We start from the raw sequence: 23,674 nt of genomic DNA on the forward strand, positions 1-23,674 counted from the left end.
ATATCCGTGCTCAGCGCATTTTGTAGACGTCTTTGTAGCGCGTGGTCGCGGCCGAATGCCCTTGGTAGCCGGCGACGTCGGCGTACACCAGTACCGTGTCGGTCATCTGCGAGATCGGCAGGATGGCGCCCACCTGTTCGTCCAGGCGGGCCTGGATGTGCTGGTAGTCAGCCTGTTGCCGGGCGGCATCGGGCTCGACTTCGGCCTGCTCGATCTGCTGGTTCAAGTCGGGGCTGTAGAAGGCGGTGCGCCAACCCTGGAAGTTGCTCAGGCGCGCTTCGTCGCGGTTGTCAGGGTTGTACACCAGGGTGCGCAGGCTCGAATGCGGGTGCCGCTCTGCCCCACCGCCGCCGCGGCCGACGATGATGTCGAAGTTGCGCTCGCGCATGGCGCCGTACACCTGGTTGCCGGTGCCGGTAAGGATGCTGGCCCGGATCCCGGCCAGGGCCAGGGTGGCCTGCAGGCTGGAGGCAATGTTGATGAAGGGCGGTTCGGCCAGTACCCGTATGGTGGTGGTGAAACCGTTGGGGTAGCCGGCCTGCGCCAGCAAGGCCTTGGCCTGCTCGACGTTCAGGCGGTAACCGGGATCCGGCAGGCGCGCGGCCATGCCCAATGGCAGCGGACGTTGATTGAGCACGCCGTAATACGGCATCACCGTTTGGTTGATGCCCTGGTAGTCGATCAGGGATCGCACCGCCTGGCGCACGCGCACGTCGGCGAACATCGGTTGCTTCATGCTCAGCGCCACGTAGTACAGGGTGGCGCGCTGCAAGGTCTCGGTACGCACCTGCGTGTTGCGCTGCAACGCGGCGATGTCCGGCGCCGACACGCCCTTGGCGATGTCCAGGTCGCCGCGCTCGATCATCAGGCGCAGGGTCTGCGATTCGCTCATGTTGCGCATCACCACGCGTTTGAGTTTCGCCGGGCCGCCCCAGTAGCCGTCGAAACGGCTCATCAGGATCACGTCGTTGGCGCGCCAGTCGTTGAGCACGAAGGCGCCGCTGCCGGCCGCGTGGGTCACCAGCCAGGCCGCGCCCAGGTCTTTGTTTTTCTGATGCGCGAGGACGGTCTGGCGGTCGAGAATGAAAGCGCTGGGCGACGTGGCCAGGGTGTTGAGCAGCAGTTGCGGGTCGGTGGGGCGCGGCAGTTCCAGCACAAAGGTGCTGGCGTCCGGGGCGCGCAGGTACTGCTCTGCGTTCTGGGCCGTGAAGCCGTAGGCCTTCCAGGTGGAGGCCAGGGCCAGGTTGAGTTTGAGCACCCGTTGCAGCGACCAGGCCACGTCTTGCGCGGTCAGCCGGTTGCCGGACTGGAAGTGCACGTCGGGGCGCAGGGTGAACGTCAGGGTCTTGCGGTCGTCGCTGACCTGCCAGTGCTGCGCCAGGGCCGGCACCAGGCGATCGGGCTGGGCGACGTCCTGCACCAGTAGCATGTCGTAGAGGTTGGCGTTGACCTCGGACACGTCAAGGCCGGTGGCCCCGGCTGGGTCCAGGGACAGAAGGTTGGCCATGCTCATGCCGACAATCAATTGGTCGGCAGGCGTTTTCGCGTGGGCCGCCGGTACCGCAGTCACCATCAGCGCGGCCGCCAGCAGCCGCGCCCACAGCGAAGGAAGAATGCTCATAGCGAGTGTGCCTTTTTTATAGTTATAGGGCGCTCGGTCAGCCCGGCCGGTGCCGGGCTGCCGCGTACACGTCAGAAGCTGTTGAGGGTATTGGTTTCGATGAAATCGAAATCGATGTCCTCGCCCAGGCCCGGCAACGACGACAAGTGCACAAAGCCGTCGCTGTCCATCGGGTCGACCAGGCGTTTGAGATAGGCCGGCACCTCGTCGTAGTCCAGGTAGGGGTGCAGCAGGCCGCGCTCGTACCAGGTGCAGTTCTTGATGGCGCCGACCACGGTCAGGTTGGCCGCGCCATTGCCATGGATCTCGCAGTCCATGCCGAAGGACTCGGCCAGGTGCGCCACTTTCAGGCACGGTGCAATGCCCCCTACCCCGGCCACGCCGGCGCGCAGGATGTCGCACACCTCATGCTTGACCCAACTGGCGCGGCTCAGGTGTTTGCCGGACAGGGTTTCGGGGCCCAGCACCGGGATATCCAGCTGGCTCGACAGCCAGGCATAGGACTCGGCCGACTCTTCCATCATCGGTTCTTCGAACCAGGCGAAGTCGAGTTTCTGCAGCTCGCGACCGATGTACAGGGCGTCGGTGCGGTTGTACCAGTGGTAACCGTCAAGCATCAGCGCGATGTCCGGGCCGACGGCTTCACGCACGGCGGCGCAGGCCTTGACGTCGATGCGCGGGCTGGGTGCAAACGACACCGGCGGCATCCAGGTGTGCAGCTTGATCGCCTTGTAGCCGCGCTTGACCAGGGTTTCGGCAAAGCGCCCGTAGTCCTCGGGGGTGGCCAGGCCGCCGGGCAATTCGTCGCCGCACATGGTGGAGCCGTAGGCCGGTACCTTGTCGCGGAAACCGCCGATCAGCTTGTGCACCGGCACCCCCAACGTGCGCCCGGCCCAGTCCCACAGGGCCTGTTCCACCAGGGCCAGGGCGCGGTCGGTCAACTGGCTGGCGCTGCCGCGCTGCCAGTGGGCCAGGTCGTGCCAGATCTTTTCGCGGTCGAAGGCGTTCTGACCGATCAGCACCTTGCGCACAAATCCATCCAGCACATAGGGGCGGATCAGTTCGGGCGCACCCAACGCATAGCCTTCATGGCCGTCTTCGGTACGGATACGCAGTAAAGCCATCTGCGCCTGGGCGACGTCACCGGGGTGGGCGTGGCCGGCGCTGTCGACGGCGCGGCGGGTGGGATAGGCAAATACCTGGACGTTGACTGCTGTGATTCTCATGGGCGTCTTCAGCCTTTTCTTATTGGATTTGTGGAAAAGCTTCGTCTGTTGGCGACGATCATAGGTCATCGTACAACAGTTGAAAACCCCTCCAAAAACCGCTTCTTCCGTGATCAGCAGCCCCTATTCTGCGGTGTTATCCCAATAACCGCAATGACTTACGCCGATTTAGATACCTCTGAAAGCCCTGTTTTAGAAGTGTATCGATAAAAAAATAGTTAAAAATGAGCGTGACGACGTAGACGAGTCATCTTGTCGTACGATAACGTATTTCTAAGACTCAAATGAGATCAACACGCAATACCCTGCTGCCCCGTAGTGCTCGTCAAACGACCCTAACAAAAACAAAAAAGAAGACCGTATGAACATCACCCTACGTACGCTCGCCGCACTCGCCACCCTCAGCCTGCCCGTCCATGCCCTGGCCGATACCGCCAGCATCGACTACCGCCACCAGTACACCGACGGCGACCGCGCCCACGCCGACCGCATCAAGCTCAACTACCGCCTCAGCAGCGGCCTGGGCTTTGAGGCCGAGATGAAATACCGCACCGGCGGTGATCGCAAAGACGTGGCCTACGACAACATGGTCAACAACGGCGAGGAGTTCACCGTCAGCTACAACTACGCCCTCAGCCCGCAGTCCACGCTGACCCCCGCGTTCCAGATGGACAGCTCCAGCGACGCCACCACCTACAAGTTCGGGCTCAAGTACAAGTACAAGATCAACGACCGCTATTACGTGGCCACGCGCTACCGCCTGGACACCAAAAAGCTCAATCGCGACTCGATTGACGAAGACATGCCTGACAACGCCAAGAATGATCAGCGCGTCCACCGCTTCGAGGGCTGGCTGGGCTACACGCCCGCCAGCCAGTGGGCGTACGAGTACCAGTTCATCTACTTCAAGACCGACTACATCCGCTTCGCCAACAAGAAAAACGACTACGAGCAGAACCTGATCATCAAGTACGCGCTCACCAAGCAATGGGTGCCGTTCATGGAGATCGGCGACATCAAGGTCGACACCACCTCCGACGACCGCCAGGTGCGCTGGCGCCTGGGCGTGGTTTACAACTTCATGTAATGCCCCCTTTCACCGATCAAGGAATGACCTGAGCATGAGCAAACCCTTTAATCGCATCCTGCTGACCGGCGCCGCCGGCGGCCTGGGCCAGATCCTTCGCGAGGCGCTGCAGGCCCACGCCCACATTGTGCGGTCTTCGGACATCGGCGCGATGACACCCAGCCGTGGCGAACACGACGAAGTGATGCCGTGCAACCTGGCCGACAAGGCCGGCGTGGCGGCGCTGTGCAAGGACGTGGATGCCATCGTTCACCTGGGCGGGGTGTCGGTAGAGCGGCCTTTCGAGGAGATTCTGCAGGCCAATATCTGCGGCACGTTCCATGTGTACGAAGCGGCGCGGCAGCACGGCATCAAGCGCGTCGTGTTTGCCAGCTCCAACCACGTCACCGGCTTCTACCCCCAGGACGTGGAGCTGGATGTGCACGCCCTGCGCCGGCCGGACGGCTACTACGGGCTGTCCAAGGCCTACGGCGAAGACATGGCCACCTTCTACTTTCATCGCTACGGCATCGAGACCGTGAGCCTGCGTATTGGCTCTTCATTCCCGGAGCCGCGCAACCGGCGCATGCTCTCCACCTGGCTCAGCTATGGCGATCTGGAACACCTGGTGGCGCGGGCGCTGCTGGCCGACAAGGTGGGGCACACCGTGGTGTATGGGGTGTCCGCCAACCGTGATCTGTGGTGGAGCAACCGCCACGCCGCCCACCTGGGCTATGCGCCCCAGGACAGTTCGGAGGTGTTCCGCGCCAAGATCGAACGCCAGCCCGCGCCGGCTGCCGACGAGCCCGGCAGCCAGTTGCAAGGCGGACCGTTCACGGCCGCCGGGCCGTTTGACTGAACCTCAGTTGCCCAGCGCCTCGGCGTCGGCCGCCTCGTAGGCGCGGCGCATGCGCTCGCGGCTGTTGGACAGGTGCAGGCGCATCGCCGCGCGGGCAGCGTCGCCGTCACGGCGGGCGATGGCCTGGTAGATGTCCTCATGCTCGCGGCTCAGACGCTCGAGGTAGGGCTCGGTCTTGTCGTTGACCACTCGCGTCGAGTGCCGGCGCGCACGCGGCAGGATGCTGACACCCAGGTGCAGCATGATGTCGGTGAAGTAGCGATTGCCGGTGGCCAGGGCGATCTGCTGATGGAACTGGAAGTCCGCCGCTACCGCGTACTCGACGCTGATCACCCGCGAGTTGAGGGCGTCGAGCGAGTCGCGCATCAGCTGCAATTGCTGCTCGGTGCGCCGGGCGCAGGCAAGGCCGGCGGCTTCCACTTCCAGGCTGATGCGCAGCTCGAGGACCGCCAGCACGTCCTGCAGGGTGACGATGGTGGCCGGGTCGATCAGGAAGCCGCTGGGGCTGGGGATTTCCAGCACGAAGGTGCCGATGCCGTGACGGGTCTCCACCAGGCCCGCCGCCTGCAACCGCGAGATGGCCTCGCGCACGACCGTGCGGCTGACGCCGTGCTCCTGCATCACCTGCGACTCGGTGGGCAGCTTGGCGGCCGCCTTGATCTCGCCACTGTGAATACGCCGGGAAAGCTCGGCGACCAGGTCTTCGGCCAGGCTTCGGTGCCGGCCGCGTACACTGGATGAGGCGTCTGGGTAATCCATCAGGAACAAACATCCCGGCTGTCGAAAGAGGGGCCATCATAGCTCATTTGGTTGTACGACAACGATGCCTTGGGGTTTCGCGTAGCCGCTGCCGCCAGGCTGCGCTGGCCGGGGTGAACCCTGGATATCTGCAGTGAGCAGCAGGGCTAGCGCAGCCTGGCGGCAGCGGCTACGGTGTACGCAGAACGGGCTTCGTTGCTACCCTTGGCGCACCCTTCCATCTGCCAAGAGCCCACCATGCTGACGCTGGAACAATTCTCGAGTTTTCTCATCGCCGCCCTGCTGATCACCGCCAGCCCCGGCCCGGACAACCTGATGGTGCTGGGCATGGGCATTTCCAAAGGCCGCAGGCAAGGCATCGTCTTCGGGCTGGGCTGCGCCCTGGGGTGCCTGAGCCATACCTTGCTGGCGGTACTGGGGATCAGCGCACTGATCGCCGCCTCAGCTACAGCCTTCCTGGCGCTGAAGATCGTCGGTGGGCTGTACCTGATCTGGATGGGCTTCAATGCCTGGCGCAGCAGCGGCGTGGTGAACATCCAGGCCGATGTGCCGGTTGAAAGCTCGCTGACCCGGCTGTTCTTCAAAGGGTGCCTGGCCAACGCGATCAACCCCAAGGTGGTGTTGTTTTTTCTGTCCTTCCTGCCGCAGTTCGTGATTGCCGACCACGGCCAGGTCGGCGCGCAGATCGCCGCCCTGGGCGTGACGTTTACGCTTCAGGCAGCGCTGCTGTTCGGCCTGCTGGGGTATTTTTCCGGCGCCATCGGCCAGTGGCTCAGCCGCCGCCGCAATGCCGGCCTGATCCTGGATCGCGCGGCCGGCACGGTGTTCATCGGGTTGGGGTTGAAGCTGATTCTGACGCGCTAGATCGCCGCTACATTCCTACACCAGCACCGACCAGCGCAGCCTGGCGGCAGCGGCTACGGGCCGTCGATTGCGTCGTCTGCATCGCGGCCAAGGCCGGCTCCTACCACGGATCGCGTAGGAGCCGGCCTTGGCCGCGATGCAAACGACGCGGTCCCAAGCCAGTGACTTCTACAAACACCATGTAGCCGCTGCCGGCAGGCTGCGCTGGCCCTGAGCCTCGCTGAAAATCTTCAGGGCTCACACCGACCAGCGCAGCCTCGCGGCAGCGGCTACGGGCCGTCGATTGCGTCGTATGCATCGCGGCCAAGGCCGGCTCCTACCACGGCTCGCGTAGGAGCTGGCCTTGGCCGCGATGCAAACGACGCGGTCCCAAGCCAGTGACTTCTACAAACACCATGTAGCCGCTGCCGGCAGGCTGCGCTGGCCCTGAGCCTCGCTGGAAATCTTCAGGGTTCACACCGACCAGCGCAGCCTGGCGGCAGTGGCTACGGGCCGTCGATTGCGTCGTCTGCATCGCGGCCAAGGCCGGCTCCTACCACGGATCGCGTAGGAGCCGGCCTTGGCCGCGATGTAAACGACGCGGTCCCAAACCAGTGACTGCTACAAACGCCATGTAGCCGCTGCCGCCAGGCTGCGCTGGCCTTGAGCCTCGCTGGAAATCTCCAGGGTTCACACCGACCAGCGCAGCCTGGCGGCAGTGGCTACGGGCCGTCGATTGCGTCGTCTGCATCGCGGCCAAGGCCGGCTCCTACCACGGATCGCGTAGGAGCTGGCCTTGGCCGCGATGCAAACGACGCGGTCCCAAGCCAGTGACTGCTACAAACGCCAAGTAGCCGCTGCCGGCAGGCTGCGCTGGCCCTGAGCCTCGCTGAAAATCTTCAGGGCGCACACCGACCAGCGCAGCCTGGCGGCAGCGGCTACGGGCACGCAGATGGCCTATCCTTGCATGCACTGCCTCACTGCGAATATCCCCATGAGCACCCCCGAATCCACCCTGCTGCAAAGCTGGCACCACAACGCCGACGTCTGGATCGAAGCTATCCGCAGCGGCGCCCTGGCCAGCCGCGTGCAGGTCACCGACCAGGCCATCCTGCTGGCCATCATGAGCCGCCAGCCCCAGCGCGTGCTCGACCTGGGCTGCGGCGAAGGCTGGCTGTTGCGTGCACTGACCGACCGTGGCATCGACGCGGTGGGCGTGGATGGCGATGCAACGCTGGCAGCAGCGGCGCGGGCCGCAGGGTCGGCGCCGGTGCATGTTGCGAGCTACGAGGCACTGGTAGCGACGCAGGTGGAGATTGGCCGCCACTACAACGTGATCTGCGCCAACTTCGCCCTGCTGCACCAGGACATCATCCCGCTGCTAGCCGCGATGGGCACCCTGCTCGCCCCGGGCGGCGCCCTGGTGATTCAGACGCTGCACCCCTGGGTGGCGGCCGCAGGCGATTATCAGGACGGCTGGCGCGAGGAGACATTTGCAGGCGTCCCAGGTCAGTGGCAGCCCATGCCGTGGTACATGCGTACGCTGAGCAGTTGGATCAATGCGTTGGACATGGCGGGGTTTCGGTTGGCGGGGTTGCAGGAGCCGCAGCATCCGCAGAGTGCCGGGCCGCAGTCGTTGTTGATGGTGGCGGAAATTCGTGAGTTGGCGCCATGAAATTAAATCTCCATTGGATTGTCGCTCCCTATGTTTGAGCGCATGCAAGCGTGACAGCCGGGCACCCCCCAAGGCAACATGACCTGCATTCTCCAACATGGACCTGGAACCTCCCCCGCATGGACCCCCAAGAAATCCAACGACGCCTGGCCCGACCCGCCACGATTTTCACCGCAGGCGGCTTCCGGCCGACGCACCTCGACGACGAGAGCTGGCTGGGAAAAGTCTTTCTGTATCGCCCCGACGAAGGCATCCCCAAAAACGCTGCAGGCGATGAGATGTTCCCGTACGCGCAATTCTACCTGCCTGGCCTGCCGCACGATTGCCCTGCCCTGACCGGAGTTCGCGTAGTGACGGTGTTCATTTGCGCAGGCTTTCCGGAACCGTTTGAGCCCATGGGCAACAATTGGTTGATTCGCGAATATGGCCCCGAGGACGTACTGGTTCGCAAGGATCTCAAGGTGGCCGATTCATTCCTCAAGGCCTTTCCCTTGAAGGCTTGTGCTGTGCCAGAGGACTTCCCGTTGTGGGACGGGGGCGGTGTGCCGTCTACGCTTGAGGACGAAATTCTCAAGCTAGAGCAGGCAGGCACGATAGAAAGCTATTACGATCTGGTGACGCACCGCTATGAACACAAGATTGGCGGGTACCCCTCGTTTTGCCAATCAGGTGTTGATCCAGGGGAAGGCTTCGAGTTCGTGTTTCAGATTTCTTCGGACTCGAAGATAAACCTGAATGTGGTGGACAGCGGAAGCTTGATGTTCTGGAAGCACAACACCACTGGCGAATGGGCTATTTACTATGATTTTTACTAAGTCTTGAGCCCATGTCTCTTGCCCTTGCGCCCCATTGCGCAACCACCAGGAAACGCGTGATGGCGTACTTCTCCCCCAAGCTCACCGGCCAGTCGCCCGGGGTGTTCCACCTGGAGACCAGCGACACCACCGGCTACACGGTGGACTGGCATGCCCATGACGGTGCCATGTTGCTGTTGCCGCGCACAGGCGGGCTGCTGCTGTCGACTGAAAGCAGCAGGACCGCGCACGTGTCCAGCCAGTCGTTCTCATTCGTGCCCGCCGAGCACGCCCACGCCACCCAAGCCGCTCCCGGCCGGGAGAGCCACATGACCTTGTACGTCGATCCGGCGTACGTCAGGCATCAGGGGCAAGCTGACGGCTATCACGGTTTTGCCCAGCGGGTTGACCGGGCCGGCATCTGGCAAGCCAGCCAGGCACTGGACAGCATTCTGCGCTTGCATGACCAGTTGTACCGCAGCACCTCCCCTCACGCGTTCCAGCGCCAGTTGCCTCACCTCAATCATCTGCTGTTCGAGGAATGCGCCCGCCTGATCGCCTACCAACAGGCACAACCGCAGCTGGGCAAAGACCAGCAACACGCCCTGCTGGTACGCGAGATCGAGCGCTACATCCGGGAAAACCTGAGCACCGAGTTGACGGTGGAGGGCATCGGCCATGAGTTCCACTTGTCGCGGCGCCACCTCACACGCGTGTTCAAGGCCGTGACCGGGCGGACGCTGCTGGATTTCATCAACCACGCCCGGGTGGAAGCCGCCGCGCGGCTCATTGGCGGCACAGGCCTGTCGATGCTCGATGTCAGCCTGGCGGTGGGCCTGGAGTCGCCCTCCTACCTGGCGCGCCTGTTCAAGCGCTACCTGGGCCTGACGCCCGGCGAGCTGCGCAGAAGCCGCTGAGCCGTTGGCCCAAATGGGCGCATGCACGGCCCAATCGGGCGATGGCATGCCCGTGAGGGCGGGCACAATAGGCCTTTGTCTGCCAACCTCAAGGTGAAGGCCATGATCCGTGTAGGGGAAGCAAACGTCTCTATCGAGCGGCGCGAAGCATTTGTAGGCGGGATGCCCGTGCCCTTGGGCACCCGGGCCTTTGACGTGCTCGAGAAACTTATCGCCAGCCCCAACCGCCTGGTGACGAAACAGGAGCTGCTGGACGCCGTATGGCCAGACCTCTTTGTTGAGGAGAACAACCTGGCCGTGCAGATTCATGCCCTGCGCCGGCACCTGAAACTGGACAGGAAAATGCTGGAGACGATGCCGCGCAGAGGGTATCGACTCAATCTATCCCCCGCCCCTGCCCACGTGTCGCCACGCACTGAGGAGGGCATACTGGAAATCTCCTACGACGAGTCACGGGGCATCATCAGTCGCGTTCAGGGCAAGGAGGCCATCAGGTCCTTTCTCGGCGCCCTGCTGGGCAAGGTGCCTGAATTCGAGCAGCACAATGTCCGGTTTCTGATCAATATTCCTGATCGAGTGCTTGGGGAGTAGCCACCTCACCGCCGGCTCAAGGCCAGGCGCGCGGCAAACAGGACGAAGACCATGCCCGTTGCGCGATCCATCCACTGGATGACCTGTTTACGCCGCAGCACGCCCGCCAGCGATTGCGTCGCGCCAATCAGCACCATCGACCACAACAAGCCTATCACCACGTGGATGCCCACCAGGCCAAAGGTCCAGGCCACCAGCGGCTGCCCCTGGGGGATGAACTGGGGCAGGAACGATACGTAGAAGATGCCGATTTTCGGGTTCAGCAGGTTGCCCATCATGCCCTTCAAAAACCAGTTGGCGTTCGATTGGCCGGCCTTGGCGGCAGGCGAGAGGGACTGGCGCGGTTGGATCAGCATGTTAATGCCCAGCCAAGCCAGGTAGGCAGCGCCGCAATATTTCAGTGCGTCGTACGCCAACTCGGACATCGCGATCAACGCGCCCAGGCCAAAGGCGACGGCTGCGCCCCACAGCAGGCAACCGGCGTTGATGCCCAAGGCAGCACGCACACCTTGCTGGCGCCCCTCGACCGTGGATGTTCTCAAGACCATAGCGGTGTCCAGGCCCGGGGTCAGCGTCAACAGCATGGCGGCGAAGGTGAAGGCGATGAGATTGTCAGCGAAGGGCATGGCAGCAGGCCTGGAGGCAAGATGCGCCAAGGTTAGCATGCGAATCGCGTGCTCCCACAGGGTAGGCCTCGCCCCCTATAGCAGCAACTGCCTTGAAACCGCGTCGCCTGCATCGCGACTAAAGTCGGCTCCTACGCCGACCGGGGTAGGAGCCGGCTTTGGCCGCGATGCGGACGACGCCGTCCGTAGCAGCTGCCGAAGGCTGCGTCACAAGCGCTGCGCACTGGCTGACCCACCGCGCCGCCTGGGACGCCGCCTTCGGCAGCTGCTACAGGAGGCTCGGCTGAATCCGATTTCTATCCCAGCACCGGCCGAACAAAACTGCGCTCGTAGCTCAGAATGAACTTGAGCTGCGTCGCCTCCTCCACCAGCCGCACGCACTCTGGGTCTTGCGCGGCGTCCTGGCGATAGCGCTCGTAGTCGGCAAGGCTTGGGAAGCTGAACAGGCAATAGGCGATGTTGTTGGCGCCTTCGCACGGCAGGAAGTAGCCGTGATGCTGGCCGCCCAGGCGGGTGACCAAGGCGATCCATTGCCGTGAATAGCGCTCGAAGGCAGGCAGTTGGTAGGGGTCGATGATGTATTTGACGTGGCAGGTGATCATGGGGGGGGTCGGTCCTTGAGGTCTGATCGGGCGCCGATTGTACAGCCTGCTTCAAATACCGGAATATTTGCGGGGGTGCGGTGGCCTGCGCTACAAAGTGTCGCGGGTCAATCAGTAATAGTTGCCTTATACTGACGCGCCAGGAAAACACTGCGCGCCCGCGCATACTCCGCCAGGAAGCGGCGTAGTCATCGACGACGACAAGGAAGCCACCGCCCATGCCCTCTACCGCCACTGCGCCATCAGGCCAGCTGCTGCAAACCTTCCACTACGGCCGGGCCCTTCCGGTTGGTCTCAACGTGTTTGGCGTGTTTTTGCTCGCGCTGGCTGCCTTTGTGGCCTATCTGCAGACCATTGTCCCGAACAACACCCCCGGCCCGGTCACCGTACACACCAGCCGCGGCCTGGACCTGACGTTCTCAAGCCAGGCGGCGATGTTCCAGGCCACCTGCGCGCTGCTGGTGTTACTGGGGGTTGGCATGTTCGGCCTGGGCCGCTGGCAGAAAACCCTGCGCACGGCCCGCTATGAGGTGTACGAGAAGGGTATTACCCAGATCGTCGGGCAACAGCGTGAGTACGTGCCTTACACCGAGATCCAGGACCTTTACCTGTTCAGCTCGGGTCAGACCGTGCTGACCGGCCTTGCCACCAACCTCGCCTACCGCCGCGATGCCAGCGAACCCTTTATTCGGGTCAATGCGCACCTCGCAGGCTTCGAGGCCTTCCAGCAATTGGTGCGCGAACGCTACCTGGAGGCGCGCATGCCGGTCGCCCTCGACACCCTGGAGGCCGGCGGTGCACTGACCTTCAACTACGTCGGCACGGGGCAGGTGTGGCGCAAGCGCATCAGCGGCAACTTCCTCAAGGTCAGCACCCAGACCATCGTCGTCTGCCGGGATACGCTACAGGTTCGAGGCCGCCGGGTGTCGATCGACAGCCTGCGCAGCCTGGACCTGAACAGCTGGAGCGAGAACGTGGTGATCCGCGATGAGGCCGGCAAGACCGTGCTGGCGACAGTGGCGACCGGGGTCATGAGCCATGATCTGTTCCTGACGCTGCTGCGGGCATTGATCAACTGCCGCCAGGCGCAAGCCGCCGTGGCGTGACAACCGTAGCCGCTGCCGCCAGGCTGCGCTGGCCCGTTTTGCAACCATTATCCTGCGGGTGTACGCGATGGCCAGCGCAGCCTGGCGGCAGCGCTACAAATATTCAGGGCACTCACCGGCCGTGGCACAGTCCATCTTCAACACCCCATCGGCACACTGCGGAGCGTCCCATGATCACCGTCCACCACCTCAACAACTCCCGTTCCCAGCGCATCCTCTGGCTGCTCGAAGAGCTGGGCCTGCCCTATGACATCAAGCGCTACCAGCGCGACCCGAAGACCAACCTGGCACCGCCCGAGCTGAAAGCGATCAACCCGCTGGGCAAGTCACCGGTCATTCAGGACGGCCCGCACGTGTTGATCGAATCCGGCGCCATCGTCGACTACCTGATCCGCCGTCACGGCGATGGCCGCCTGCAACCCGACCCGGCCAGCGCCACCTATGACGAATACGTGCAATGGCTGCATTTTGCCGAAGGCTCGGCCATGCTGCCGCTGATGCTCAACCTCTACGTGGGCCGGCTGGGCGAGGCCGGTGCGCCGCTGCACCCACGCATCGAGTCGGAGCTAGCCAATTACCTGGGGTACCTGGACAACGCGTTGGGGCTTACCCCGTACTTGCTGGGTGATGAGCTCAGTGGCGCCGATATCCAGATGAGCTTTATTGGCGAGGTGGCCAAGGCCCAGGGCAAGTTGCCGGCCTACCCGAACCTGGCGGCGTGGGTGCAGCGCTTCCAGGCGCGGCCGGCGTACCGCAAGGCGGTGGAACAGGGTGGCGAGTACGCGTTCGCCGGCTGAACCCACGCCTGTAACAACCATCCGTAGCCGCTGCCGCAGGCTGCGCTGGCCCGGTGCCTCACTGAGGATTTTCAGGGTTCACACCGGCCAGCGCAGCCTGGCGGCAGCGGCTACAGAGCGACCCGCGCATGGCTACCCAGCAGCTTGTAGAAAATCGTCGTAGCGCACAGCCCGCCCTCCGGCCACAACGCATACCCCGGCACCTGCCCGGTCACCTGCCAGCCTAGCCGCTGGTACAACCGCTCGGCATCGCCGCCCGTAGCGGTGTCCAGCACCAGCACGCTCTTGCCCTCCTCGACCGCCACACCTTCCACCGCCTGCATCAAGGCCTGGGCCACGCCCTGGCGGCGGCCGCGACGGTGCACCAGCAATTTGGCGATGTCGGCGCGGTGGGGCTGGTTTTCAGGCTGTGCCAGCACGATCTGCACCGTGCCCAGCAACACCCCTTCCTCATTCTGCGCCACCAGCAAAGCCCGCTCGCCGGCAGCGATGCTGCCCTGCAGACCGCGCCAGAAGGCTTGGGCGCGGGCATGGGACAGCGGCAGCATGAAGCTCACCGACGCGCCGCCTTCGACGCAGTCCACCAGGATCTCGGCGAGTTGGGCGCAGGTGGCGTCGTCCAGGTGGGCGAGGCGTTTGATGTGCATGGGGGCCTTCCTTAGCGGTGGTTGTCAGTGACGATGATCACGGCGTAACGAGCAGGCTCGTCACCCGGGTTGTGAAAACGCGTGGGCTTATCCAGCTCAAAAGCCAGGCAGTCACCCGCCTCCAGCTGGTAAAGCTGGCTACCCACCTGGATCTCCATGCGGCCTGCCAAGATCCACACCTGCTGATCGACCCGCACGTCCCGCGTCGACGTTTCAAAGGCCACCGACGCACCGGCGGGAAACTGCACCTCGACGACCTGGGCGGCCGCTGACTCGGCGGCCGGCGATACATTGCGCCGCACGTAACCCGACTGCGGGTCACGCCACTGCAATTGATCGGCTGCGCGCAGCAGGTACCCGCCCTCGTCGGCAGGGCCATCGAACAAGGTTGACAGGGGTACGCCCAAACCCGTCGCCAGCTTTTCGAGAACGACCGCGGTGGGGCTGCTTTGGCCACGCTCAATCAGCGAAATCATCGAGCGGCTGACGCCGCAGTGTTCTGCCAGGGCTTCGAGCGAAAGCCGCCGTGATTTACGCAGGTTGCTGACGTTGGTAGCGATGCGGAGATTGATGTCCATAGGGTAATCAGTAGGCCGGAACACCTTCAATATCCATTATTAAAGATATTTTAGTCAACATACTGGATAAAACATTTAAACTGGTGGTGATAGGCTGATACACCGATCATGCTCAGCCACGAGCCCCCTCTGCCAAGGAATGGATACATGCCGCGAAAACACTACTGCCTGATGCTCGCCACGCTGCTGGCCAGCGCCACGCTGCTTCCGGGCTGCACCTCGCTGATGCGCGGCAAACAATACGCCTTCCCCCAGCAGAACGAGCCGTCGGCCACTGTCCAGTTGCAGGATGATCCCTACACCGAGCTGCACATCATGACGTTCAGCGACAACGGCTGTTACGCAGGTTTCACGCCGGTGCCCAGCAGCGGGGGCGTCATGCAGGCGCCGGTCGCGGTGGGCAAACCGCTGGTGTTGACGTATCGACGCTCGGTCGGCAGCAGTTTCTGCCAGGTGCCGTTCTCCTTCATTCCCGAAGCAGGTGCCAGTTATGCCCTGGTGCCCGGTTTCCGTAGCGAAGCCAAGGCTGGCATCCTGCCGATGTTCAACACTACACAAGACTACTGTGGGGTTGGCGTAGTCCGCAAAGTAGGCACGGAGCAAAGCGTGGTCGCTATCCAGCCGCTGCGCATCAAGACCGGCTTCGCGTGCCTGAAGTTCGTCAACAGATAACGGCAAAGAAGGGGTGCAGCCTTCAGCCTGTGGGAACGGGCAATAAAAAACCCGCCGAAGCGGGTTCTTTTGTGGCCTTCCAACATCCTGTCAGAGCGCGTCCGTGCTGGCCTGTCTTCCGTGACTGAAGCACTCCTTGCGCTTCACCTGTGAGGCTAGATTGCGCCTTTGGCCAAGTGCGTAACAGAGGACATTGATGGCACATCGTGTAAGCCATTGCCTACACCGTAGCCGCTGCCGCAGGCTGCGCTGGCCTTGACCTTCCCCCTGTGGCAAGGTCTACCCTGCACTTTTTCACCTTCAGCAGGAGCACACCGTGATCAGACTCGCCAGCTTCATCCTTGCCGCCAGCCTGTGCGGCGCGGCCTTTGCCGATACCAGCACCGAGGCGATGAAAGCCGAGTACCAGCACGCCGCCCACGGCATGTCGGCCGATATGAACATGAATGCCACCAGCGACAACCCGGACGTGCTGTTCGTGCAGGGCATGCTGCCCCATCACCAGGGCGCAGTGGACATGGCCAAGACCGAACTCAAATATGGCAAGGACCCGGAAATCCGCAAACTCGCCGAGGGCATCATCAAGGCCCAGGACGCCGAGATCGCGCAGATGAAGGCCTGGCTGGCCAAGCAACCCAAATAACCGACCGTAGCCGCTGCCGCCAGGCTGCGCTGGCCCTGAGCCCCACTGGAAATTTCAAGGGTTCACACCACCCAGCGCAGCCTGCGGCAGCGGCTACAAGTCCTTGATTCAACGCTGTATAATCGCCAACCAATGGTTGGGGATAATTCATCACTGAAACGTTTAAGCTGCTGATAACGTCCATGCATCGAATGATGCGAAAACGACATCAATGGCCCCATCGCGTGTGTTAGTCTCCCACCATTTCATCTCGGCCCGGACGGTACTACCGATTTATGCCACATTGAGGAGCGCTCATGCCCAGAATTTCCCATCAAGGTTTGCGTCGCGCGTTTCGGCAACTGCTCGCCTCCAATGCCTGTTTCCACACCGCCTCCGTCTTCGACCCCATGTCGGCGCGCATCGCCGCTGACCTGGGCTTTGAAGTCGGCATCCTTGGCGGCTCGGTGGCCTCGCTGCAAGTATTGGGCGCCCCGGACTTTGCCCTGATCACCCTGAGCGAGTTCGTCGAGCAGGCCACCCGCATCGGCCGCGTCGCCCAGCTGCCGTTCATTGCCGACGCCGACCACGGCTATGGCAACGCCCTGAACGTGATGCGCACCGTGGCCGAGCTGGAACGTGCCGGCGTCGCCGCACTGACCATCGAAGACACCCTGCTGCCCGCCCAGTTCGGCCGCAAATCCACCGACCTGATTTCGGTGGCCGAAGGCATCGGCAAGATCAAGGCCGCCCTGGAAGCGCGTATCGACCCTGAGCTGACCATCATCGCCCGCACCCACGCCGGCGTGCTCAGCACCGAAGACGTGATCGCCCGCACCAAGGCCTATCAGGAAGCCGGTGCCGACGGTATCTGCATGGTCGGTGTACGCGATTTCGATCACCTGGAAGAGATTGCCCAGCACCTCAGCGTACCACTGATGCTGGTGACCTACGGCAACCCCGCCCTGCAGGACGACGACCGTCTGGCCAAGCTGGGCGTGCGCATCAGCGTGGACGGCCACGGCGCCTACTTCGCCGCGATCAAGGCCACTTACGACTCCCTGCGCGAGCAGCGCAAGCTGACCCGCAGCACCCAGAACCTGAGTGCCACGGAACTGACCCACACCTACACCCTGCCCGAAAGCTACGTAGCCTGGGCCCGCGAGTTCATGGACGTGAAGGAATAACCCGCGTCGACTTGCCCCACCGGCGGCACAACCGCCAGTACACCGCGCCATTGATCAGCAGCACCACGCTGCCCAGCACCAGCTGGATACCCGCCGTCAGACCGGCCGGGTAGATCACTGGCAACAGGTAATGCTCCACATACCCGCCTTCATAACCTTGCAGCCCCGCCTTGAGGCGCAGCAGGTTCTCCCAGTACGTCAGTGGACACGTCAGGTGCAACACCTCCACCAGTACGCCCCAGGTCGCTGCTGGCAGGTGCAGCCACACCAGCCCCCGCCACTTGAGCAGCAACAGCCCGCCCAACAGCACGAAAATAATGAACAGCCCGTGGAACAGCACCAATCCGTCGGCGGCCATGCGGTAGATCATGGGAAATCCTTGCGTAGTGAATGCGCCATTGTTGGCCTGCCGCCCGGATGGGTCAAGGGCTGCACAGGTCCATAATTATTGACAACGAGCGCAGAAAATTGAGCACGATAAATCGTTAATAAACAGTCACTTACAGATAAACACCTGAAAACGACGACGCTTATTTACCACGCCAGCGCTGTAAACGTTTGACATATTTGACGCGTTTGGCACACTGCCGACCCGTTGTACCGGACATCAGTGAGCGATGACGGCCAGCCCTGGCCAGCCACCCTCCCCCTGAGACCTCGTACGCATCCAAAAAAAACAATTTGTCTAGCGTTGCGCCAGTGCGCGTCCAGGTGCCTCCCCCTGGCCGAGCTGCGCGTGCGAACGGGAAGAACACATGCTGATCTGGTTTGTCGCGGTTTACCTGCTGATCACCGTAGGTGTCGGTTTCTACGCCTCCACTCGTGTCAAAAACTCCAAGGACTTCGCCGCTGCCGGGCGCAGCATGTCATTCCCCGTGGTCACGGCGATGGTGTTCGCGACCTGGTTCGGCTCGGAGGCCGTGCTGGGGATCCCCGCCGCGTTCATGAAGAACGGTTTCTCCGGCATCATCGAAGACCCGTTCGGCTCGTTCGGTTGCCTGATGCTGGTGGGCCTGGTGTTCTGCCGCCCGCTGTATCGCCTGAACATGCTGACCATCGGCGACTTCTTCCGTAAACGCTATGGCCCCAAGGTGGAGCTGTTTGTCAGCCTGGTGATCATCGGCTCGTACCTTGGCTGGATCGCCGCCCAACTGACCGCACTGGGCGTGGTGTTCAACGTGCTGTCGGGCGGCGCCATCACCACCACCGAAGGCATGCTGATCGGCACCGGCATCGTGCTGGTGTACACCCTGTTCGGCGGCATGTGGTCGGTGGCCATGAACGACTCCATGCAGATGCTGATCATCGTCTGCGGCCTGGCCTACCTCACCTGGCTGCTGGGCAACATGGCCGGCGGCCCCACCCACGTGATCGAACACGCGGCCGCGGCCGGCAAGTTCACCATGGTGCACAGCACCTCGGCCAAGGACATCCTCGCCTTCCTCGGCGCTGCAGTGACCATGATGTTCGGTTCCATCCCCCAGCAGGACGTGTACGCCCGAGTGATGTCGGCCAAGACCGAGAAAATCGCCGCGCGAGCCTCCATCGCCGGTGCCTGCTGCTACCTGACCTTCTGCATGCTGCCGATTTTCCTGACCTACGCCGCGTCGATGATCGACCCGCAGATGGTCAGCGAACTGCTGGACGGTGACGCGCAGATGATCCTGCCGCGCCTGATCATGGAGCGCACGCCGCTGTTTGCGCAGATCATGTTCTTCGGTGCGCTGCTGTCGGCGATCATGTCCACCGCTTCCGGCACCCTGCTGGCACCGTCGGTGACCTTCACCGAGAACGTGCTCAAGCGCATGCGCCCCGACATGACCGACCGCCAATTCCTGCTGGCCATGCGCATTACCATTGCAGTGTTCGCCGGGTTCACCTGCGTGTTCGCGCTGTATTCGGATTCGAGCATTTACGAGATGGTGGGCAACGCCTACAAGGTGACCCTGGTAGCGGCGGTGGTGCCGTTGTTTGCGGGGTTGTTCTGGAAGCGCGCGACCAACCAGGGGGCGATCACGGCGATCATCTTCGGCCTAGGCTCGTGGGGGTTGCTGGAACTGACCCATCAGGACAGTGATCTGTGGCCGCCGCAATTGGCGGGCTTGCTGATCAGTGCGTTGGGGATGGTGATTGGGTCGCTGCTGCCGCCGTTGAACAAGCGTGACCGCGAAGGCGACTTCGACCGCGCGGTGGCTGGTCACTGAGATTCACCTCCAGTAGCCGCTGCCGCCAGGCTGCGCTGGCCCTATGCCTCGCTGGAAATCTCCAGTGTACGCAAAGGCCAGCGCAGCCTGGCGGCAGCGGCTACAAGCGGGTGAGATCAATACCCGCTGAGAATCTGCACGATCGCGCCCGTGGCGATGCCCACCAGCACATAGTCGCCGTTCACGTACAACCAGCGGTGGTCACGTGGCGGTTGGCGCAGGTGGCGGGCGCGCCAGTCGGTGACCCAGTAGCGGTCATTACGGTATTGCGGCGGTGCAAAACCGCCACGGTGCCATTCGCTGTGCGGTCGCGGCATGCCGGCCTGCGGACGGAAGCCGTGATCGCGACCTGGGCCTGGGCCGTGCTGCTGCGGGCCACCGCCGCCATGCTGTGGCGGGCGGTTCTGACCGCCACCATGCTGCGGACCACCCTGAGGGCCGCCCGGCCGCCCTTGCTGCTGGCCGCCATGGCCACGGTTGTCATTGTCCGGCCCCGGCTGGGCGAAGCTGGCCAGCGGGGTCAGCAACATGAGGCAGGCGCATCCTGCCGCGATCATCTTCTTCATTTGAATCTCCATGGGCTGTCGAGCCCGGCTCGATCACACGCCTTTGAGTATCTGCCAAATAAACACAAGTAACGTCTGCATTGGGTAAAGGTTCAGTCAGTTTCGCGGCAGCGCCGTGGCCGCCGCAGGGTCATCGGGCGCGCGTCCGCGCAGGAACAGTTCCGGGTGGCGATTCCACAAGTCCACCAGGGCCTGCACCGAGCGCGAGGCTTGCTTGAGTTGCGCAGCAGTTTCATCGAATTGCTCATGCTGCGCCGACCCTTGGGCGACACTATCGACCGCGCCCTTGAGGGTTTGGTTCGCCTCAAGCAAGGTATCGCGCAATTGTGGCACCAGTTGCTGGTTGACCTGCTGCATCATCAACGGCACCTGCTGCAGGCTGCGATCCAGGTTGCGCGACAGGGCCTGGGTGGGCAGCCGCCCGACCATGGCCGTGATCTGTTTGATGCGGTCTTCCATCACCGACAGGCTGCCCGCCATGGTGGGCACCTCGATGGGCCGGGCCGCGTAGTCGAACGTCACCGGCGGCGCCCCCGGCACAAAGGCCAGCGACACGTACTTCTGGTCGGTGAGCAGGTTGCCGGTGCGTACCTGGGCACGCATGCCGTGCTCGATAAAGCGCCCCATCAGCATCGCGGTGGTGCCCTCGTCGTCACGACCCAAATCCTTGTGCAATTTCTCGTGCACCGCCCCCAGGCGATTGGGGTAGATCACCGCCCGCACGCGGGTCACCAGCACCTCGCGCCCCGCATCGTAATCGAGCCGCACGGACGTCACCCGGCCCACGTTGACGCCGAAGAATTCCACCGGTGCGCCCGCCTCCAGGCCACGCACCGACTCGTCAAAGTGCATCACCAGGTAGCGCGCATAGCCCAACGGCCTGGCCAGGGCATCGCCACGCTCGTTGAACAGGGTAAAGCGCGTATTGGCGGCGGCCACTGGCGGGTTGTTCGGGTAAGGTGGCGCCTGGAAGGCTACGGCGCCGTTCAGCACTGCCGCCAATGACTCGACGTTCACCTGGCGGCCATCCACCCCTACGCTGATGTCCACGCCACTGGCGTTCCAGAAGCGCGTATTCTCGGTAACGAAACGGTCGTTGGGCGCCCCGATGAATACCGTCACGTCCACGCCGCCGCCCTCCCCGCTCAAGCCGCGACCGATCACCCGGCCCACCTGCACGCGGCGGTAATACACCGGCGAGCCGACGTTCAGCGAACCCAGGTCATCGGCGTGCAGCACAAAGCGCGTGCCCGCCTCGCCGAAGTGGGTGGCCGGCGGATGCTCAAGGCCACGAAAGCGCTCGGCCTGCTCACCTTTGTCGCCCGCATCGGCGCCTACGAAGCTGCCGCTGAGCAAGGTCTTGATGCCGGAGATTTCGTTGAAGCCGATGCGCGGGCGCACCACCCAGAAACGCGTGCCCTTGTCGGCAAAGGCCTTGGCCGAGGCTTCCAGTTCGATGCGCACGTCGACCCGGTCACGGTTCTTGTCGATGTCAATGCCCACCACTTTGCCGATCGGCACGTGCTTGTACATCACCAGGGTGTGGTTGGCCTCAAGCCCCTCGGCGGTGCGGAAGCTGACGGTGATGCGCGGGCCCTGACCGATGAAATGCCCGGTCATTACCAGCAACGCCGTAATGGCCGCAGCCAGGGGCAGCAGCCAGAACAGCGACAGGCGGGTACGGGGGCGTTCGTTCACGCAGGTTGACCTCATGGCACGCTGCAACAAATGTAGCAGCTAGCACCACATACGCCCCGTAGCCGCTGCCGTCAGGCTGCGCTGGCCCTATGCCTCGCTGAAGGATTTCAGCGTTCGCACAGGCCAGCGCAGCCTGGCGGCAGCGGCTACGGGCGCGTTGGCGGCAGGCCCGTTGCTGTGGCTTACACCGCCGAGCGGCGGTAGAAACGGTAGCGCGGGAACCAGAAGTTGCGCTCGATGGCCTGCAGCAGCGTGTCTTCCGGGGTTTCCAGGGCCACGCCGTCGGCCTGGGCCTGCTTGGCTACGGCCAGGGCGATTTTCTTGCTCACGGCCTGGATGTCCTTGAGCGGCGGCAGCACTGCATCGCCCGTGCCGGTGACCACCGGCGAGCATTCGGCCAGGGCGTTGGAGGCTGCCATCAGCATGGCGTCGGTGATGCGCGTGGCCTTGGCGGCGAGTGCGCCCAGGCCGATGCCCGGGAAGATGTAGGCGTTGTTGCACTGGGCGATCGGCAGGCTGCGGCCATTGATTTCCACCGGCGCGAACGGGCTGCCGGTGGCGACCAGCGCGTTGCCGTCAGTCCATTCCAGCACCTCGGCCGGGGTGGCCTCGACGCGTGACGTGGGGTTGGACAACGGCATGATCAGCGGCTGTTTGCAGTGGGCGTAGACCTCGCGCACCACCGCCTCGGTGAACAGCCCGCGCTGGCCCGACACGCCGATCAGAATGGTCGGCTTGGCCTGCTTGACCACTTCCAGCAGGGCAATGCCGTTCTCGTCACGCTGCCAGCCTTCTACGGCACCCGCACCGTGGGCCAGGCGCATCTGGAAGTCGTGCAGGCCGCTCATGTCGTCGGTCAGCAGACCGAAGCGGTCGACCATGAAGATGCGCTGACGTGCTTCTTTCTCCGACAGCCCTTCGAGCTGCATGGCCGCGACGATGTGCTCGGCAATGCCACAACCGGCGGAACCTGCGCCGACGAAGGCCACCACTTGCTCGCCCAGTTTCTGGTTCTTGACCTTGCAAGCCGCCAGCAAAGTGCCCACGGCCACCGAGGCGGTGCCCTGAATGTCATCGTTGAAGCAGCACAGTTCGTCGCGGTACTTCTCCAGCAGCGGCATGGCGTTGGTCTGGGCGAAATCCTCGAACTGCAGCAGCACGTTGGGCCAGCGGCGCTTGACGGCCTGGATGAACAGGTCGACGAACTCGGCGTATTCCTGGCCGGTGACGCGCGGGTGGCGCCAGCCCATGTACATCGGGTCGTCCAGCAGCTCCTGGTTGTTGGTGCCCACGTCCAGCACGATCGGCAGGGTGTAGGCCGGGCTGATGCCGCCGCAGGCGGTGTACAGCGACAGTTTGCCGATCGGGATGCCCATGCCGCCGATGCCCTGGTCGCCCAGGCCGAGGATGCGTTCGCTGTCGGTGACCACGATGATCTTCACCGAGTCCTTGGTGGCGCTGCGCAGGATGTCGTCGATGCGGTCGCGGTCGGGCCAGGCGATGAACAGGCCGCGATGGGTGCGGTAGATCTTGGAGAATTCCTGGCAGGCCTGGCCCACGGTAGGGGTGTAGATAATGGGCAGCATCTTGTCCAGATGCGACTCCAACAGGCGGAAGAACAGGGTTTCGTTGTTGTCCTGGATGGAGCGCAGGTAGATATGCTTGTCCAGATCGCTGGCGCACTGCTCGTACTGGCGGTAAACGCGGTCAACCTGTTCTTCGATGGTTTCGACGTTCTGCGGCAACAGGCCGATCAGGTTGAAGTCGATACGCTCTTGCGGGGTGAAGGCGCTGCCCTTGTTGAGCAGTGGCATCTCCAGCAGCGAAGGGCCGGCGTAGGCGATGTAGAGGGGGCGAGTCTGGTTCGGAGCATTTTTCATGGGTGTTTTTTCCGTCATCAGGCTAAAGCGCTGCGCACAGGGTGTCACCGCAAGGCTGCATGGCCATGACACCGCAGGCTTTGTTTTCACGTCAAAAAAGTGATTAGCGCAATTTTGACAGGCCTGCGTCAAGTTGAC

The 23,674-nt window shown here is 63.2% G+C and carries 24 protein-coding genes; 13 read left to right on the plus strand and 11 right to left on the minus strand.

All coding sequences use genetic code 11. From position 1 onward, the window contains the following. Window positions 1-10: 10 nt before the first annotated feature. Both ACZ9GA_RS16365 and ACZ9GA_RS16370 read right to left on the minus strand, forming a co-directional pair. A complete protein-coding gene (locus ACZ9GA_RS16365; RefSeq protein ID WP_457361693.1) occupies window positions 11-1,621 on the minus strand; it encodes an ABC transporter substrate-binding protein in 1,611 nt (536 codons plus the stop codon). Window positions 1,622-1,692: 71 nt separating this feature from the next. Further along, window positions 1,693-2,847 (minus strand): mandelate racemase family protein, encoded by a 1,155-nt coding sequence (locus ACZ9GA_RS16370; RefSeq protein WP_457361692.1) that lies wholly within the window; start codon window positions 2,845-2,847, stop codon window positions 1,693-1,695. A 361-nt stretch (window positions 2,848-3,208) separates the two neighbouring features. Here ACZ9GA_RS16370 and ACZ9GA_RS16375 point away from each other — a divergent pair, with 361 nt between their 5' ends. Together ACZ9GA_RS16375 and ACZ9GA_RS16380 are read left to right on the plus strand one after the other, a co-directional pair. Further along, window positions 3,209-3,934, plus strand: a complete 726-nt coding sequence (locus ACZ9GA_RS16375; RefSeq protein WP_457361691.1) for an oligogalacturonate-specific porin KdgM family protein — start codon at window positions 3,209-3,211, stop codon at window positions 3,932-3,934. Between the two features lie 34 nt (window positions 3,935-3,968). Then, window positions 3,969-4,772 (plus strand): NAD-dependent epimerase/dehydratase family protein, encoded by an 804-nt coding sequence (locus ACZ9GA_RS16380; protein ID WP_457361690.1) that lies wholly within the window; start codon window positions 3,969-3,971, stop codon window positions 4,770-4,772. Window positions 4,773-4,775: 3 nt separating this feature from the next. On the opposite strand, the gene ACZ9GA_RS16385 is transcribed toward ACZ9GA_RS16380, so the two are convergent. Continuing rightward, window positions 4,776-5,531 (minus strand): FadR/GntR family transcriptional regulator, encoded by a 756-nt coding sequence (locus tag ACZ9GA_RS16385; RefSeq protein ID WP_455924844.1) that lies wholly within the window; start codon window positions 5,529-5,531, stop codon window positions 4,776-4,778. A gap of 237 nt (window positions 5,532-5,768) precedes the next feature. Between ACZ9GA_RS16385 and ACZ9GA_RS16390 the strand changes: the two genes are divergently transcribed. The 5 genes from ACZ9GA_RS16390 to ACZ9GA_RS16410 all read left to right on the plus strand — a co-directional run bounded on the left by ACZ9GA_RS16390 (window position 5,769) and on the right by ACZ9GA_RS16410 (window position 10,351). Next, on the plus strand, window positions 5,769-6,395 hold the full coding sequence (locus ACZ9GA_RS16390) for a LysE family translocator (protein ID WP_457361689.1): 627 nt from the start codon (window positions 5,769-5,771) through the stop codon (window positions 6,393-6,395). A gap of 973 nt (window positions 6,396-7,368) precedes the next feature. Then, the gene (locus tag ACZ9GA_RS16395; protein WP_457361688.1) at window positions 7,369-8,049 is read left to right on the plus strand and encodes a class I SAM-dependent methyltransferase; all 681 of its coding nucleotides are present in this window, start codon (window positions 7,369-7,371) and stop codon (window positions 8,047-8,049) included. A 119-nt stretch (window positions 8,050-8,168) separates the two neighbouring features. Continuing rightward, window positions 8,169-8,864 (plus strand): DUF1963 domain-containing protein, encoded by a 696-nt coding sequence (locus tag ACZ9GA_RS16400; protein WP_457361687.1) that lies wholly within the window; start codon window positions 8,169-8,171, stop codon window positions 8,862-8,864. 59 nt (window positions 8,865-8,923) lie between these two features. Beyond that, on the plus strand, window positions 8,924-9,760 hold the full coding sequence (locus tag ACZ9GA_RS16405; RefSeq protein WP_457361686.1) for an AraC family transcriptional regulator: 837 nt from the start codon (window positions 8,924-8,926) through the stop codon (window positions 9,758-9,760). Between the two features lie 102 nt (window positions 9,761-9,862). Next, window positions 9,863-10,351 (plus strand): winged helix-turn-helix domain-containing protein, encoded by a 489-nt coding sequence (locus tag ACZ9GA_RS16410; protein WP_457361685.1) that lies wholly within the window; start codon window positions 9,863-9,865, stop codon window positions 10,349-10,351. Between the two features lie 5 nt (window positions 10,352-10,356). Here the strand turns inward: ACZ9GA_RS16410 and ACZ9GA_RS16415 are convergent, their stop codons facing one another. After that, window positions 10,357-10,977, minus strand: a complete 621-nt coding sequence (locus ACZ9GA_RS16415; RefSeq protein WP_476226470.1) for a LysE family translocator — start codon at window positions 10,975-10,977, stop codon at window positions 10,357-10,359. Window positions 10,978-11,273: 296 nt separating this feature from the next. Continuing rightward, window positions 11,274-11,579: an NIPSNAP family protein gene (locus ACZ9GA_RS16420; protein ID WP_457361684.1), complete on the minus strand. Its 306-nt coding sequence runs from the start codon at window positions 11,577-11,579 to the stop codon at window positions 11,274-11,276. A gap of 218 nt (window positions 11,580-11,797) precedes the next feature. Between ACZ9GA_RS16420 and ACZ9GA_RS16425 the strand changes: the two genes are divergently transcribed. Further along, the gene (locus ACZ9GA_RS16425; RefSeq protein WP_457361683.1) at window positions 11,798-12,685 is read left to right on the plus strand and encodes a hypothetical protein; all 888 of its coding nucleotides are present in this window, start codon (window positions 11,798-11,800) and stop codon (window positions 12,683-12,685) included. Window positions 12,686-12,855: 170 nt separating this feature from the next. After that, window positions 12,856-13,482: a glutathione S-transferase family protein gene (locus ACZ9GA_RS16430; protein ID WP_455924115.1), complete on the plus strand. Its 627-nt coding sequence runs from the start codon at window positions 12,856-12,858 to the stop codon at window positions 13,480-13,482. A 110-nt stretch (window positions 13,483-13,592) separates the two neighbouring features. Here the strand turns inward: ACZ9GA_RS16430 and ACZ9GA_RS16435 are convergent, their stop codons facing one another. Then, window positions 13,593-14,129, minus strand: coding sequence for a GNAT family N-acetyltransferase (locus tag ACZ9GA_RS16435; RefSeq protein ID WP_457361682.1), 537 nt, complete (start codon window positions 14,127-14,129; stop codon window positions 13,593-13,595). Window positions 14,130-14,140: 11 nt separating this feature from the next. After that, window positions 14,141-14,707 carry a helix-turn-helix domain-containing protein gene (locus ACZ9GA_RS16440; RefSeq protein WP_457361681.1) on the minus strand — a complete coding sequence of 189 codons (567 nt, stop codon included), beginning with the start codon at window positions 14,705-14,707 and terminating at the stop codon, window positions 14,141-14,143. 147 nt (window positions 14,708-14,854) lie between these two features. On the opposite strand from ACZ9GA_RS16440, the gene ACZ9GA_RS16445 reads away from it, so the two are divergent. The 3 genes from ACZ9GA_RS16445 (at window position 14,855) to ACZ9GA_RS16455 (ending at window position 17,188) form a co-directional block, all read left to right on the plus strand. Next, window positions 14,855-15,379: a hypothetical protein gene (locus ACZ9GA_RS16445; RefSeq protein ID WP_457361680.1), complete on the plus strand. Its 525-nt coding sequence runs from the start codon at window positions 14,855-14,857 to the stop codon at window positions 15,377-15,379. A gap of 316 nt (window positions 15,380-15,695) precedes the next feature. After that, a complete protein-coding gene (gene copM, locus ACZ9GA_RS16450; RefSeq protein ID WP_457361679.1) occupies window positions 15,696-16,022 on the plus strand; it encodes a CopM family metallochaperone in 327 nt (108 codons plus the stop codon). A gap of 296 nt (window positions 16,023-16,318) precedes the next feature. Then, complete coding sequence (locus tag ACZ9GA_RS16455; protein ID WP_027980448.1) at window positions 16,319-17,188, plus strand: isocitrate lyase/PEP mutase family protein; 870 nt, start codon at window positions 16,319-16,321, stop codon at window positions 17,186-17,188. Here ACZ9GA_RS16455 and ACZ9GA_RS16460 read toward each other — a convergent pair. Beyond that, window positions 17,169-17,558, minus strand: coding sequence for a DUF2784 domain-containing protein (locus tag ACZ9GA_RS16460; protein WP_457361678.1), 390 nt, complete (start codon window positions 17,556-17,558; stop codon window positions 17,169-17,171). The two genes, ACZ9GA_RS16455 and ACZ9GA_RS16460, sit on opposite strands and share 20 nt — an antisense overlap. A 385-nt stretch (window positions 17,559-17,943) precedes the next feature. Here ACZ9GA_RS16460 and ACZ9GA_RS16465 point away from each other — a divergent pair, with 385 nt between their 5' ends. After that, the gene (locus ACZ9GA_RS16465) at window positions 17,944-19,392 is read left to right on the plus strand and encodes a high affinity choline transporter 1 (RefSeq protein ID WP_457361677.1); all 1,449 of its coding nucleotides are present in this window, start codon (window positions 17,944-17,946) and stop codon (window positions 19,390-19,392) included. 116 nt (window positions 19,393-19,508) lie between these two features. Here ACZ9GA_RS16465 and ACZ9GA_RS16470 read toward each other — a convergent pair whose 3' ends face one another. From ACZ9GA_RS16470 to ACZ9GA_RS16480, 3 genes are all read right to left on the minus strand, one after another. Next, the gene (locus ACZ9GA_RS16470; RefSeq protein ID WP_457361676.1) at window positions 19,509-19,958 is read right to left on the minus strand and encodes an RcnB family protein; all 450 of its coding nucleotides are present in this window, start codon (window positions 19,956-19,958) and stop codon (window positions 19,509-19,511) included. A gap of 96 nt (window positions 19,959-20,054) precedes the next feature. Next, on the minus strand, window positions 20,055-21,656 hold the full coding sequence (locus ACZ9GA_RS16475; RefSeq protein ID WP_457361675.1) for a PqiB family protein: 1,602 nt from the start codon (window positions 21,654-21,656) through the stop codon (window positions 20,055-20,057). A gap of 182 nt (window positions 21,657-21,838) precedes the next feature. Further along, the gene (locus ACZ9GA_RS16480) at window positions 21,839-23,536 is read right to left on the minus strand and encodes an NAD-dependent malic enzyme (RefSeq protein WP_457361674.1); all 1,698 of its coding nucleotides are present in this window, start codon (window positions 23,534-23,536) and stop codon (window positions 21,839-21,841) included. Between the last annotated feature and the right edge of the window lie 138 nt (window positions 23,537-23,674).

The organism is Pseudomonas sp. TE3644 (assembly GCF_056278815.1).